Origin of the sequence: Streptomyces sp. NPDC048370, from assembly GCF_043200825.1 — a bacterium.
Classification (GTDB): domain Bacteria; phylum Actinomycetota; class Actinomycetes; order Streptomycetales; family Streptomycetaceae; genus Streptomyces.
Genome location: NZ_JBICYI010000013.1, coordinates 12,758 through 25,318, shown reverse-complemented (window position 1 = coordinate 25,318; position 12,561 = coordinate 12,758). Strand labels below are relative to the sequence as shown.

Genomic DNA, 12,561 nt, shown 5'->3' with positions numbered 1-12,561 from the left:
CCGCCCCCGCAGCCACCGGAGCCCCACCCCGGTCAGGCGATCGAACCCCCCGTCGCGTCGATCCACTGCCCCGTGATCCAGCGCGCGTCGTGCGAGGCCAGGAAGGCCACCACATCGGCTATGTCCTCGGGCCGGCCGACCCGACCCAGCGTCGAGAGCGCCGCCGCGCCCGCCCACGCCTCGTCGTCCCCGCGCAGCCAGGCCGCGTTGATGTCCGTGTCCACGATCCCGGGCGCCACCGCGTTGACCGTGATGCCCCGGCCGCCCAGCACCTTGGACAGATAGCGCGTGAACGTGTCGAGTGCGCTCTTGGACATCGCGTACGCGATCAGCTCGGGCATCATCGCGGCCTGGCTCAGACCGGTGGAGACGTTGATGATGTGGCCCCCGTCGCGCAGCCGCTCCGCGCCCCGCTGCGCGAGGAAGAACGGCGCCTTCGTGTTCACCGCGAAGACCCGGTCGTACTCCGCCTCGTCGATCGTCGCGAACGGCTGCGAGGCCGCGATCCCCGCGTTGTTGACGAGGATGTCGAGCCCGTCCGCGCCCGCCCGCTCGTCGAACCGCTCCCAGAGCGCCGCCGCGTCCCCCTCCGTCCCGAGCTCCTGGCCGATCGCGAACGCCTCGCCGCCCGCCGCCTCGATCGTCGCGACGGTCTCCTTCGCGGCCGCCTCATTGGTCCCGTAGTGCACCGCGACCCGCGCGCCGTCCCGGCCGAGCCGCTCGGCGATGCCCCGCCCGATGCCCCGGCTGCCGCCCGTGACCAGCGCCGTCTTCCCTGTGAGCGCACCCATGGGACGCCCCCCTCATTTCCGTAGTGGTCGTTACAGAAATGACCGTAGCACCACTTCCGTAGTGCTCGCTATAGAATTGGCGTCATGACGACAGGACAGCGCGGCCGCCCCCGCTCCTTCGACCGCCTCACGGCGCTGGAGCAGGCCACGATGGCGTTCTGGGAGAACGGGTACGAGACCACCTCCGTCTCCGACCTCACCCGCGCCATGGGCATCAGCGCGCCCAGCCTCTACGCGGCCTTCGGCGACAAGAAGGCCCTGTTCGAGGAGGTCGTGGAGGCCTACGCCGTCTCGTACGGCTCGTACGGCGGCCGGGCCTTCGAGCAGGAGCCGACGGCGCGCGGCGCGTTCGGCCGGATGCTCCGGGAGGCGGCGGACGTCTTCACCGACCCGTCCCACCCGCGCGGCTGCCTGATGATCTCCGCCGCGGCCAACTGCTCGAACCCCGAGGTCGAGCAGGTCCTGCGGGAGCGGCGCGCGCGCAACCTGCAGTCGTTCGAGGAGCGGATCCGCCGGGGCGTCGACGCGGGCGAGCTGCCCGCCGACGCGGACGCCGGCGCCCTGGCCAGGCTCTACGGCGCGGTCCTCCAGGGCATGTCCCAGCAGTCGCGCGACGGGGCGACGAGGGCGGAGCTCGAGGCGGTCGCGGAGGCGGCGATGCGCTTCTGGCCGCCACCGACCGCGCGCTGACGGCCGCCAGGGAGCACCCGCAGGCTCACGGCCCTCGGAGACCCCACGCGCCCCCGGAAACACCCGCGGGCTACGGCGCCCGACGGGACCCTCAACCCGTCCGGCACCGCAGCCCGGAGTTACCCGGCCGGGGATGTGCGGTCCCACGGCCGTATGTGGAGGTCTCGACGCAGTCAGGGCAGAGAGCGTCGATCACCTCGTCCGCCCTCCTGTGCGGGGAGGGCGGAGGTCTTTCACAGCAACGCTGCTCAGCCATTGTGGACTAGACCATTCTCGTCTGTCCATCCATCGGTCATCGCGCGTTCCTGGCCCATCCTCCAACACGAACGCCGTGAGATCCAGGTTCATCGCCCGCCGATTCCGCAGGTACGCTCGCCCCTGTGCCCTCCATGAACGACCTCGTACGCCAGCACACCGCTCTGAGTGAGACCGACCTCGAGTGGCTCCACCTGCTGGTCTCGGAGTGGCAGCTGCTCTCCGACCTGTCCTTCGCCGACCTCGTGCTCTGGGTCCCCACCCTGGACGGCACCCGCTACGTCTCCGTCGCCCAGATGCGCCCCAACACCGGCCCGACCTCCTACCAGGACGACATGGTCGGCCACCTGGTTCCGCGCGGCCGCCGCCCCCTGCTCGACGCCGCCCTCGACGAGGGCCGGATCGTGCGCGAGGGCGACCCGGAGTGGCGCGAGGAGGTTCCCGTACGGGTCGAGTCCATCCCCGTGCGCCGCGAGGGCCGCGTCCTCGGCGTCATCGCCCGCAACACCAACCTGCTCACTGTGCGGACCCCCTCCCGGCTGGAGCTCACCTACCTCCAGTCCGCCTCCGACCTCGCCCAGATGATCGCCGCCGGAACGTTCCCCTTCCCCGGGGAGGCCGTCGACATGGACGCCTCCCCGCGCGCCGGCGACGGACTCATCCGCCTCGACGCCGACGGCATCGTCCAGTACGCGTCGCCGAACGCCCTCTCCGCGTACCACCGGCTCGGCCTCGCCGCCGACCTCGTCGGCCAGCACCTCGGCCAGATCACCGCAGAACTCGCCCCCTCCCGCGGCCCGGTCGACGAGGCCCTGGTCAAGCTGGCCTCCGGCTACGCCCCGCGAGAGGCGGAGGTCGAGGGCAACGGCGGCGTGATCCAGCTCCGGGCGATCCCGCTCAAGCCCAAGGGCACCCGCATCGGTTCGCTGGTCCTGCTCCGCGACGTCACCGAACTGCGGCGCCGCGAGCGCGAGTTGATCACCAAGGACGCCACCATCCGGGAGATCCACCACCGGGTGAAGAACAACCTCCAGACCGTGGCCGCGCTGCTGCGCCTGCAGGCCCGCCGGATGGACTCCGATCAGGGTCGCGAAGCCCTCAACGAGGCCGTACGCAGGGTCGGTTCGATCGCCATCGTGCACGAGACGCTCTCCCAGAACCTGGACGAGCGGGTGGAGTTCGACGAGATCGCCGACCGCGTGATCGCGATGGTCGCCGAGATCTCCCCGGGCAAGGTGACCTGCCGGCGCAACGGCCGCTTCGGCATCCTCGACGCCGAGGTCGCCACCCCGCTCTCCATGGTCCTCACCGAGATCCTGCAGAACGCCCTGGAGCACGCCTTCGCCCAAGGGGAGCACGGCACGGTCGAGGTCACGGCCGTCCGCGGCGAACCCCGCGCCGACGCGCGGCTGCTGATCACGGTCAAGGACGACGGCCGCGGTCTGCCGGAGGGCTTCGACCCGCAGCGCGCGGGCAACCTGGGTCTGCAGATCGTACGGACGCTGGTGGAGGGGGAGTTGGGCGGAACCTTCGACATGCGGCCGGGCGCGGAGCGCGGCACCAGCGTCGTCCTCGACATCCCCGTACAGCCCCAGAAGTAGCCGCGCCGCGCCCGGCGGCGAGGCTTCGCCCCGTACACAGCAGCGAGCCCCGGACCGAAGAAGATCGGTCCGGGGCTCGAATGCTGTGGGTTACTACTGCGCGCTGCGGCTCGAGAGCGGTGATTGCGTACGCGATGTACGCGCCGCGTGCCTCAGGCTTGTCGCGGGGGCGTCAGGCGCTGGCGTTACGCGCCCGGTTGCGAGCGGCGCGGCGCTTCATCGCGCGGCGCTCGTCCTCGCTGAGGCCACCCCAGACGCCGGAGTCCTGGCCGGACTCGAGCGCCCACTGCAGGCACTGCTCCATGACGGGGCAGCGGCGGCAGACGGCCTTGGCTTCCTCGATCTGCAGCAGCGCAGGACCGGTGTTGCCGATGGGGAAGAACAGCTCGGGGTCTTCCTCACGACAAACGGCGTTGTGACGCCAGTCCATGGCTGCTACCTCTCTTGGTATTACGTGCGGGTTGCTTGTGAATGTGAACGCTTTCACGAATCCCCCCGCAAGGGAAGGGCCGACTGCCAGGTGAACTGGCGTGGTCCTTGGATTGAGGAGGGGTTCTGGCTCTCAGTGGAGGCCGGTCTTGCGGGCCGTCCCGATCGCCAAGAAGAGACTCCCAAACCCCAGCAGCGGATACAACCCCTTCCGGAAAGTTTTTTTTGATTCCTCGGTGTCGGCTAGGTCACAGCCGTACTTCTAAGGGGTGGATGGCAGCCTAAACGTTCGAGTGAAAGGACTTTCGGCCCTTCCACTCACACAATCACACGCAGTGCACGGCGTACGCCTGTGAACGTCACGCTCGTACGCAGTCCCAGGTGGTCTCCGTCCATCTGCAGCGGCAGCGGAACCTTCGAATGCAAGGTGAAGTCCGTCAGATCGTGCAGAGACAGTGCGTGCTTGCCGTGCGGGCCGCGATCGGGGCTCGAAGTGAGCAGCTGGGTGGCGTACCGGGCCACCGCCGGGGTCGAGAGACGGCTCAGTCCGAGGACGTCGAGCGCGGTCTCGAAGGAGGCCTCCGGGGACGCGTACACCGGACGATTGCCCAGGTAGGTCCAGGGGGAGGTGTTGCAGATTATGGAGAGGACAAGGTCCTCGACCGGGGCCTCGCCGGGGCGCTCCAGGGTGATCGTGCCGCGCCGGCGGTGCGGCTCCTCCAGGAACTGGCGGAACACCTGGCGGAGGTAGAGCGCGTGCGTGGATCTCTTGCCGCGCTCCCGCTGCTGTTCGACTCGCCCGATGACACCGGCATCGAAACCGAGCCCGGCGCAGAACGTGAACCAGCGGGACGGGACGCCCTCGTCCTCGGTCCCCGGCGTGCCGGACGCGAGCCCGAGGCTCACTGTGCGTGCACGGCGCTCACGGAGCGCGTCGAGCAGCGCGCCCGTCGCCTCGACCGCGTCGTTGGGCAGCCCGAGCGCGCGGGCGAAGACATTGGTGGAGCCGCCGGGCACGATCGCGAGACCCGGCAGCCGGTCCGGATCCGGACCGTCGTGCAGGAGTCCGTTGACGACCTCGTTCACCGTCCCGTCGCCACCGAGGGCGACGACCAGCTCGATGTCGTCCGAGTCGGCGGCCCGGCGACCGAGGTCGCGCGCGTGCCCCCGGTACTCGGTGGTGACGGCCTCCAGCTTCATCTCGCTCGCGAGGGCGTGGATGAGGACGTCACGGGTGCGGGCACTGGTGGTGGTGGCTGCCGGATTGACCACGAGAAGTGCGCGCATGGCCGCCAGGGTACCTACCCGGCGGTACTGATTCCCAGTCGTGGCCACCTGCCGGACGGCTCCGGAGGCCGTCCCGGCTACCCTGCCGGGTATGAGCAGTACGGAGCAGACTCCCCGCCCTGTCCGGTTGACCGCGGCGGCCGCGGTGGCCGGAATCGAAGCCCTCGCGCTGATGATCGGGGGCGCGTACGTGCTCGTGACCGCGCTCACCGGAGACCCCGACGGCCTGACGCAGGCGGTCATGGGCGGGGCGACCCTGATCGCGCTCGGCCTCATCCCGGGCGCCGCCGCGCGCGGCCTGCTGCTGCGCCGCGGCTGGAGCCGAGGGCCGGCGATCATCACGCAGATCCTGGCGCTGCCGGTCGCCTGGCAGCTCCTCCAGGCGAACAGTGCCATGATCCCCGCCGGGATCGCCCTCGCCGTCCTCGCCGTCACCGGCCTGGTGCTGCTCGTGAACCCCGCGACGACCGAGGCCCTGGGCATCGGCCGCCGCGGCGAGGCGTAACGGCCGCAGCCGCCCCCGCCGCGGCGAGGCGTGACGGCCGAAACCGTCCCGCCCGCGACTCCGCGCCGCTCCTGACTACTCCTCGACGAGGAGCTTCTCCCGCAGCTGGGCCAGCGTGCGCGCCAGCAGGCGGGAGACGTGCATCTGCGAGATGCCGACCTCCTGCGCGATCTGCGACTGGGTCATGTTGCCGAAGAAGCGAAGCAGCAGGATCCGCTTCTCCCGTGGTGGCAGGTCCTCCAGGAGCGGCTTGAGCGACTCCCGGTACTCGACCCCCTCCAGAGCCTCGTCCTCCGCGCCGAGCGTGTCCGCGACCGCCGGGGACTCGTCGTCCGTGTCGGGCACGTCCAGGGAGAGCGTCGAGTAGGCGTTCGCCGACTCCAGGCCCTCCAGGACCTCCTCCTCGGAGATCCCGAGCCGCTCCGCGAGCTCGTGCACCGTCGGGGAACGGCCGTGCAGCTGGGACAGCTCCGCCGTCGCCGTCGTCAGGGAGAGCCGCAGCTCCTGGAGCCGGCGCGGCACGCGCACCGCCCAGCCCTTGTCCCGGAAGTGCCGCTTGATCTCGCCGACGACCGTCGGCGTCGCGTACGTCGAGAACTCGACGCCGCGCTCCGGGTCGAAGCGGTCCACCGACTTGATCAGACCGATCGTCGCGACCTGCGTCAGGTCGTCCAGCGGCTCGCCGCGGTTCCGGAACCGCCGCGCCAGGTGCTCGACCAGCGGCAGGTGCATCCGTACCAGCTGGTTGCGCAGCTCCGCCTTCTCCGCCGAGCCCTCCGGGAGCTCCCGCAGCTCGATGAAGAGCGCGCGCGCCCCGCTCCGGTCGTGCGGATCCGGAGCCTCCTCCGGGACGTCCGGAACCTCGGGAACGTCCTCTGCCTTCTGCGGCTCGGCGTCCTTCGGGACCTCGTTGTGCTGCTCGTGCTCGCTCATGTGGACCGCCTGCTCCGTAGCGACCTCGACCTCGACCTCGACCTCCGGATGCGGCCGCGCCTGCTGCTCAGGGATGCCGGCCGTCGCGTCCCCGCTCCTCACGCCGGGCCTGGCCCCGCGCCGCGCTGTTTGTACAGGCTGATGGAGACCGTCTTGTCGTCCGCCACGGTCGACTCGACCTTCCCGGCCAGCGCGGAGAGCACCGTCCAGGCGAAGGTGTCCCGCTCAGGGGCCCGGCCGTCCGTGGTGGGGGCGGAGACCGTCACGTCGAGGGAGTCCCCGACCAGCCGGAAGACGCAGCTGAGGACGGAACCCGGTACGGCCTGCTGGAGCAGGATGGCGCACGCCTCGTCGACCGCGATCCGCAAGTCCTCGATCTCGTCGAGGGTGAAGTCCAAGCGCGCCGCGAGACCGGCCGTGGCCGTACGCAGCACGGACAGGTAGGCACCCGCAGCGGGCAGCCGGACTTCCACGAAGTCCTGGGACCCGGGCTCGCCTGCGATCTGGGACACCCTCACCTCCAAGGTGGCACAAGCTCATTCGGGGCCCGGGGGGAGAAAGCCCCCCGAACCGGGCGGTGCGCAGTCGGTTGCGCAATCCGCCGTGACGCTATCGCGATCCATGCTGCCGTGTCGCCGTGGGCCCCGGTCGGGACCTCCGCCCCGTCTGTCACTCATGGTAAGGCCATGAGTACGGACAGTGGCTAGAGGTGTGCGGGTCCCAATTGTGAGCGGCCGACAGCCGATTGCCGGGGTGTCGTACCCAGCCCTCAGACGATCGAACCGTCCACGAAACACCAGCGCCAGCGCTCGTTCGGCTCGAAGGTCCGCATCACCGGGTGACCGGTGGTCGAGAAGTGCCCGGTCGCGTGCCGCCCCGCCGAGGAGTCGCAGCAGCCCACGTGCCCACAGCTGAGGCAGAGCCGCAGCTGAACGGGGTGCGTCCCGTCGCTCAGACACTCGAGGCAGGTGTCGGTCAGCGGCGGGGGTTCGGGGCGCGGCATGTCGGCAACGTGCGGGCACTCGCTCATGATGGCCAGGTTACGTGCTGGAACGAGCCGGGGACGGGGCCGACGGATGGACGCACTGCAGTTGGTGGGGCTGGTCGCGGCGAGCGCCGCGGTGGCGGGTCTGGCCCGCAGGACACCCGTGCCGGCGCCGCTCCTCCTGGTGGCCGTCGGCCTCGCCGCCGCGTACGTGCCCGGCGTCCCCGACTACACCCTCGACCCGCACATCATCCTGCCGCTCATCCTGCCCCCGCTCCTCTACACGGCGGCCGTGGACTCCTCCTACCTCGACCTACGGGCCAACATCCGGCCCGTCGCCCTGCTCTCGGTCGGGTACGTCCTCTTCGCCACCGTCGCCGTCGGCTGGCTCGCGTACGTCCTCGTCCCGGACCTGCCGCTGACGGCGGCGCTCGTCCTCGGCGCGGTCGTCGCGCCGCCGGACGCGGTCGCGGCGACCGCGATCGCCCGCAAGCTCGGGCTGCCGAACCGGCTAACCACCATCCTCCAGGGCGAGTCCCTGGTGAACGACGCCACCGCCATCACCGCCTTCAAGGTCGCCCTCGCCGCCGCCGTCGGCGAGGGCGTCAGCTGGGCGGGCGGTCTCGGCGAGTTCGCGCTCGCGGCGGTCGGCGGGATCGGCGTCGGCCTCGTCCTGATGGTCCCCATCCACTGGCTCCGCTGCCATCTCGGCGAGGCCCTGCTGCAGAACACCATGTCGCTCCTGATCCCCTTCGTCGCCTACGCGGCGGCGGAACAGGTCGGCGCCTCCGGGGTCCTCGCCGTGGTCGTCGTCGGCCTCTTCCTCGGACACCGCAACTGGCAGGTGGACTTCGCGACCCGCCTCCAGGAGGAGGCCGTGTGGAAGATGGTCGCCTTCATCCTGGAGTCCGCCGTCTTCGCCCTCATCGGCCTCCAGCTGCCGTACGTCGTCGAGGGCCTCGGGCGGTACGGGATCGGCGAGGCGGTCCGGTACGCCGTGGGGGTCTTCGTGGCCGTCGTCGTCGTCCGCTTCGTCTGGGTCTACCCCGCGACCTTCCTGCCGCGACGGTTGTCGAAGCGGATCAGGGAACGGGAACCGGGGGTGAACTGGAGGACGCCGCTGATCGTCGGCTGGGCCGGCATGCGCGGCGTCGTCTCCCTCGCCATCGCCTTCTCCATCCCGGTGATGACGGACGGGGTGGAGTTCCCCGCCCGCAACCTGGTCCTCTTCCTCACCTTCACCACCGTCATCGGGACCCTGGTCGTGCAGGGCCTCACCCTGCCCCCGCTGATCCGGCTCCTGAAGCTCCCCGCCCGCGACACGTACCAGGAGACCCTGGCCGAGGCGCAGGCCCAGAGCGAGGCGTCCCGGGCGGCGGAGGAGCGCCTGGAGGCCCTGCTGGCCGACGATCGCAACGCCCTGCCCGAGCCCCTCTCCGACCGGCTCCGCACGGTCATGGAGCGGCGCCGCAACGCCGTCTGGGAGCGCCTCGGTTCGGTCAACGCGGTCACCGGCGAGACCGCCGACGACACCTACCGCAGGCTCGCGGGCGAGATGATCGACGCCGAGCGCGAGGTGTTCGTACGACTGAGGGACGAGCGCCGCATCGACGACGAGATGCTGCGCACGCTGCTGCGCAGGCTCGACCTGGAGGAGGCGGCGGCCTACCGCGAGGAGACCTGACGGCCGGTCGCGGGACCCGGGCGCCTCAGCGGGGGCCCGGGCGCGGGGCTCAGGACGGGGCGCCCGTCACCACCGCCGCGATCCTCGTTCCCGGGGCGAACGCGCCCTCCTCGGCGAGGGCGACGAGGCCGTAGAGCATTTTGGCGACATACAGTCGCTCGATGGCGAGTCCATGCCGCGCCCCGAACTCCTCGGCGAACGCGTCGAGCGCCGGGTTCGTACGGGCGTAACCGCCGCCGTGGAACCGCTCGTCGAGGCTCCAGTCGCCCCGGCGGCCGCCGAACGCGGCGCGCTGCAGGGCGCGTACCTCCTCGCCCAGGAAACCGCCCCTGAGGACCGGGACGCCGAGCGCCCTCTGTCCGGGGTCCAGACCGGCCGCCAGGCCCGCGAGCGTGCCACCGGTGCCGCAGGCGACGGCGACCACGTCCGCGACCCCGCGCAGCTCGCGGCCGAGCTCCACGCAGCCCTCGACGGCCAGCGCGTTGCTGCCGCCCTCAGGGACGACGTACGTCCCCGAAGGGGACCGGGCGAGCAGTCCGGCCAGCACCTCCGGATCCGACTTCGCCCGGTACGTGGCACGGTCCACGAACACCAGCCGCATCCCGTCCGCCGCGCACCGCGCCAGCGAGGGGTTCAGGGGCCGGTCGGCCAGCTCCTGGCCCCGTACGACGCCGATCGTGTCGAAGCCGAGCAGCCGGCCCGCAGCGGCCGTCGCGCGCAGGTGGTTGGAGTACGCGCCGCCGAACGTCAGCACCGGGCGGCCGTCCGCCGCGCGCAGGTTGAGCGCGAGCTTCCGCCACTTGTTGCCGGGCAGGTCCGGATGGATCAGGTCGTCGCGCTTGAGCAGCAGCCGCAGGCCGTGGCGGGTGAAGCGCTCGTCCTCGACCGGCTCCAGGGGGGACGGGAGCCGGGGCCGTAGGCGGGAGAGGTCGAACGCGTTCACCCGGCCATTGTCCGGCGCGCCGCACGCGCGCGTGGGTTCGGCTCCCCAGGGTTTCGGCTACCGCAGCCGCTCGGCGATCCGCTCGCGCATCGAGGCCATGGTGAAGCCGCGCGGGTCGACCTTCCCCGGCTGCCACTCCAGGTGGCCGATCACCGAGCGCTGGGTCCAGCCGTGCGCCCGGCAGAGCGCCGCCGCGGCCTTCTCGATGGCCTCCAGCTGGACCTTGGGCCAGGGGTCGACCCCGTCACCGAGGTTCTCGCACTCGAAGCCGTAGAAGTGCCGGTTGCCGTCCGTCGTGGCCTCGTTGTCCGGCGGGAGGCCCTGCTCGGCGATGACCGCCCGCAGGACGTCGCCGTCGCCCGCGCCCGCGTGGTTGGCCCGGCCGTAGCCGACCAGATGGACCGTGCCGTCCTTGGCGATCACGCCGTGGCAGAGCGGCCCGGGCAGGGCCTCGTAGCCGTCCCGGCAGAGCCGGACCGTGTTCGGGGTGCCGCGGGTGACCGTGTGATGGATCATCACGCCGTGGACCGGGCCCCAGGGGCCCTTGTGGTTGCGGTTGTGCGTACGCCAGTCGCCGACCTGGACGACCGAGAGGCCCTCGTCGCCCAGGGCGTCGAGGAACCTGCTCGCGGACAAGGGTGGGGCCATGACCGCCTCCTTCGGGATAGCGGGACAGCGGGACAACGGAGAAGCGGAACGGGCGGGGGCCGAGGCACCCGCGTACCGGAGTACCGGAGGGAGCCGCTCCGCGGCCATCCGTTCGGGCCCTGTGCGAGCCGATCCGGACACCGCGCCATGAGCCGGACGGGGCTGAGCTGTTCGAGTGGAAACCGAGTGACATGCCCAGTCGGGAGCCGATCACTCCCACTCATTTGTGTAATGGCGCCCGCACTCTCCGTGCTGAAAGGCTTCCTCTCGCAGTTCATTCACATCGAGAGGGAGTTCCATGTCCGTTGGTTCGGTTGGCGACGAGGTCCGCGCGGATCAGGCGACACCGCAGCAGAGTCTCGGTACCGCCGCCGCGCGGAACCTGGCGACCACCACCAAGTCGGCACCGCAGATGCAGGAGATCACCTCCCGGTGGCTCCTGCGCATGCTGCCGTGGGTGCAGGTCCAGGGCGGTACCTACCGGGTGAACCGGAGGCTCAGCTACTCCGTGGGAGACGGCCGCGTCACCTTCGTCCAGACCGGTGAGCGCGTCGCCGTCATCCCCGCGGAGCTCGGCGAACTCCCCGCGCTGCGCGGCTACGACGACGAGGAGGCCCTCAACGAACTCGCCTCGCGGTGCCGCCAGCGCGAGTACGCGCCGGGAGAGATCATCGCCACCGCCGGCGAGCCCACCGACCGCGTCCACCTCCTGGCGCACGGCAAGGTCGAGCAGATCGGCGAGGGGCCGTACGGCGACGAGGCGATCATCGGCGTCCTCGCCGACGGCGCGCACTTCGGCGACAGCGCGCTGACCCACCCGGACGCCACGTGGGAGTGGACCGCCCGCGCGGCCACCGCCTGCACCGTCCTCGAACTCACCCACGCCGACGTGCGCAACCTCGCCGAGCGGGCCACCTCGCTCGCCGAGCACCTCGCGAGCGTCGCCGCACTGCCCCACCAGCGCACCAACAAGTTCGGCGAGGCCGCGATCGACCTCTCCGCCGGCCACGTCGGCGAGGCCGTCGTCCCGCACACGTACGTGGACTACGACGCCTCGCCGCGCGAGTACGAACTGTCGGTCGCGCAGACGGTCCTGAAGGTCCACAGCCGCGTCGCCGACCTGTACAACCAGCCGATGAACCAGACCGAGCAGCAGTTGCGGCTCACGGTCGAGGCGCTGCGCGAGCGCCAGGAGCACGAGCTGATCAACAACCGCGAGTTCGGCCTGCTCTCCAACTGCGACTACGAACAGCGCCTCCAGCCGCACGACGGCGTGCCCAGCCCCGACGACATGGACGAGCTCCTCTCCCGGCGCCGGGGCTCGAAGATGTTCATCGCCCACCCGCGCGCCATCGCCGCCTTCGGTCGCGAGTGCAACCGACGGGGCCTCGTCCCCGAGTCCATCGAGATCAACGGCAATCGGATCCCGACCTGGCGCGGTGTCCCGATCTACCCGAGCAACAAGATCCCCGTCTCGGACGCCCGGACCACGTCCATCATCTGCATGCGTACGGGCGAGGACGAGCAGGGCGTGATCGGTCTGCACCAGACCGGCATCCCGGACGAGATCGAGCCCAGCCTCTCCGTGCGCTTCATGGGCATCGACGAGCAGGCGATCATCTCCTACCTGGTCACGGCGTACTACTCGGCCGCGATCCTCGTGCCCGACGCGCTCGGAGTCCTGGAGAACGTGGAGGTCAGCCGCTGGCGCTGACGCGCCGGCCCGGTGACCGTGGCGGGGGGCCGCGCCGACCGGCCCCCCCGCCCCGACCCCGCACGCCCAGCGATTCACGAAAGAGGGGGGAAGCGT

The 12,561-nt window shown here is 71.2% G+C and carries 13 protein-coding genes; 5 read left to right on the top strand and 8 right to left on the bottom strand.

Translation table 11 applies throughout. The features are described from left to right. Window positions 1-32 precede the first annotated feature (32 nt). Complete coding sequence (locus tag ACGFYP_RS25745) at window positions 33-791, bottom strand: SDR family oxidoreductase (protein WP_393497978.1); 759 nt, start codon at window positions 789-791, stop codon at window positions 33-35. A gap of 84 nt (window positions 792-875) precedes the next feature. Here ACGFYP_RS25745 and ACGFYP_RS25740 point away from each other — a divergent pair, with 84 nt between their 5' ends. Next, window positions 876-1,481, top strand: coding sequence for a TetR/AcrR family transcriptional regulator (locus ACGFYP_RS25740; protein ID WP_393497975.1), 606 nt, complete (start codon window positions 876-878; stop codon window positions 1,479-1,481). Between the two features lie 389 nt (window positions 1,482-1,870). Continuing rightward, window positions 1,871-3,337, top strand: a complete 1,467-nt coding sequence (locus tag ACGFYP_RS25735) for a sensor histidine kinase (RefSeq protein ID WP_393498397.1) — start codon at window positions 1,871-1,873, stop codon at window positions 3,335-3,337. 172 nt (window positions 3,338-3,509) lie between these two features. On the opposite strand, the gene ACGFYP_RS25730 is transcribed toward ACGFYP_RS25735, so the two are convergent. Both ACGFYP_RS25730 and ACGFYP_RS25725 read right to left on the bottom strand, forming a co-directional pair. Further along, window positions 3,510-3,767 (bottom strand): WhiB family transcriptional regulator, encoded by a 258-nt coding sequence (locus ACGFYP_RS25730; RefSeq protein WP_003953983.1) that lies wholly within the window; start codon window positions 3,765-3,767, stop codon window positions 3,510-3,512. A 317-nt stretch (window positions 3,768-4,084) separates the two neighbouring features. Then, complete coding sequence (locus ACGFYP_RS25725; protein WP_393497970.1) at window positions 4,085-5,053, bottom strand: diacylglycerol/lipid kinase family protein; 969 nt, start codon at window positions 5,051-5,053, stop codon at window positions 4,085-4,087. Between the two features lie 91 nt (window positions 5,054-5,144). Here ACGFYP_RS25725 and ACGFYP_RS25720 point away from each other — a divergent pair, with 91 nt between their 5' ends. Further along, window positions 5,145-5,558, top strand: coding sequence for a hypothetical protein (locus ACGFYP_RS25720; RefSeq protein WP_393497967.1), 414 nt, complete (start codon window positions 5,145-5,147; stop codon window positions 5,556-5,558). Window positions 5,559-5,633: 75 nt separating this feature from the next. Here ACGFYP_RS25720 and ACGFYP_RS25715 read toward each other — a convergent pair whose 3' ends face one another. The 3 genes from ACGFYP_RS25715 to ACGFYP_RS25705 form a co-directional block, all read right to left on the bottom strand. Further along, entirely contained in the window at window positions 5,634-6,593 is a 960-nt protein-coding gene (locus tag ACGFYP_RS25715) for an RNA polymerase sigma factor SigF (protein WP_393497964.1), read from the bottom strand. Further along, entirely contained in the window at window positions 6,590-7,003 is a 414-nt protein-coding gene (locus ACGFYP_RS25710) for an anti-sigma regulatory factor (RefSeq protein WP_361964083.1), read from the bottom strand. The genes ACGFYP_RS25715 and ACGFYP_RS25710 overlap by 4 nt, the downstream gene beginning before the upstream one ends. Window positions 7,004-7,260: 257 nt before the next feature. Continuing rightward, window positions 7,261-7,521 (bottom strand): UBP-type zinc finger domain-containing protein, encoded by a 261-nt coding sequence (locus ACGFYP_RS25705; RefSeq protein WP_393497960.1) that lies wholly within the window; start codon window positions 7,519-7,521, stop codon window positions 7,261-7,263. A gap of 46 nt (window positions 7,522-7,567) precedes the next feature. Here ACGFYP_RS25705 and ACGFYP_RS25700 point away from each other — a divergent pair, with 46 nt between their 5' ends. After that, entirely contained in the window at window positions 7,568-9,160 is a 1,593-nt protein-coding gene (locus tag ACGFYP_RS25700; protein WP_393497957.1) for a Na+/H+ antiporter, read from the top strand. Window positions 9,161-9,209: 49 nt separating this feature from the next. On the opposite strand, the gene ACGFYP_RS25695 is transcribed toward ACGFYP_RS25700, so the two are convergent. Then, the gene (locus ACGFYP_RS25695) at window positions 9,210-10,103 is read right to left on the bottom strand and encodes a 1-aminocyclopropane-1-carboxylate deaminase/D-cysteine desulfhydrase (protein ID WP_393497954.1); all 894 of its coding nucleotides are present in this window, start codon (window positions 10,101-10,103) and stop codon (window positions 9,210-9,212) included. Between the two features lie 57 nt (window positions 10,104-10,160). Then, the gene (locus tag ACGFYP_RS25690; protein ID WP_393497951.1) at window positions 10,161-10,751 is read right to left on the bottom strand and encodes an N-acetylmuramoyl-L-alanine amidase; all 591 of its coding nucleotides are present in this window, start codon (window positions 10,749-10,751) and stop codon (window positions 10,161-10,163) included. Between the two features lie 298 nt (window positions 10,752-11,049). On the opposite strand from ACGFYP_RS25690, the gene ACGFYP_RS25685 reads away from it, so the two are divergent. Next, entirely contained in the window at window positions 11,050-12,465 is a 1,416-nt protein-coding gene (locus ACGFYP_RS25685; RefSeq protein WP_393497948.1) for a family 2B encapsulin nanocompartment shell protein, read from the top strand. Window positions 12,466-12,561 lie beyond the last annotated feature (96 nt).

Excerpts from the sequence above, each read along its gene's own strand:
- ACGFYP_RS25745 (WP_393497978.1), bottom strand. The coding sequence starts at position 791 with ATGGGTGCGCTCACAGGGAAGACGGCGCTGGTCACGGGCGGCAGCCGG.
- ACGFYP_RS25740 (WP_393497975.1), top strand. The coding sequence starts at position 876 with ATGACGACAGGACAGCGCGGCCGCCCCCGCTCCTTCGACCGCCTCACG.
- ACGFYP_RS25735 (WP_393498397.1), top strand. The coding sequence starts at position 1,871 with ATGAACGACCTCGTACGCCAGCACACCGCTCTGAGTGAGACCGACCTC.
- ACGFYP_RS25730 (WP_003953983.1), bottom strand. The coding sequence starts at position 3,767 with ATGGACTGGCGTCACAACGCCGTTTGTCGTGAGGAAGACCCCGAGCTG.
- ACGFYP_RS25725 (WP_393497970.1), bottom strand. The coding sequence starts at position 5,053 with ATGCGCGCACTTCTCGTGGTCAATCCGGCAGCCACCACCACCAGTGCC.
- ACGFYP_RS25720 (WP_393497967.1), top strand. The coding sequence starts at position 5,145 with ATGAGCAGTACGGAGCAGACTCCCCGCCCTGTCCGGTTGACCGCGGCG.
- ACGFYP_RS25705 (WP_393497960.1), bottom strand. The coding sequence starts at position 7,521 with ATGAGCGAGTGCCCGCACGTTGCCGACATGCCGCGCCCCGAACCCCCG.
- ACGFYP_RS25700 (WP_393497957.1), top strand. The coding sequence starts at position 7,568 with ATGGACGCACTGCAGTTGGTGGGGCTGGTCGCGGCGAGCGCCGCGGTG.
- ACGFYP_RS25690 (WP_393497951.1), bottom strand. The coding sequence starts at position 10,751 with ATGGCCCCACCCTTGTCCGCGAGCAGGTTCCTCGACGCCCTGGGCGAC.
- ACGFYP_RS25685 (WP_393497948.1), top strand. The coding sequence starts at position 11,050 with ATGTCCGTTGGTTCGGTTGGCGACGAGGTCCGCGCGGATCAGGCGACA.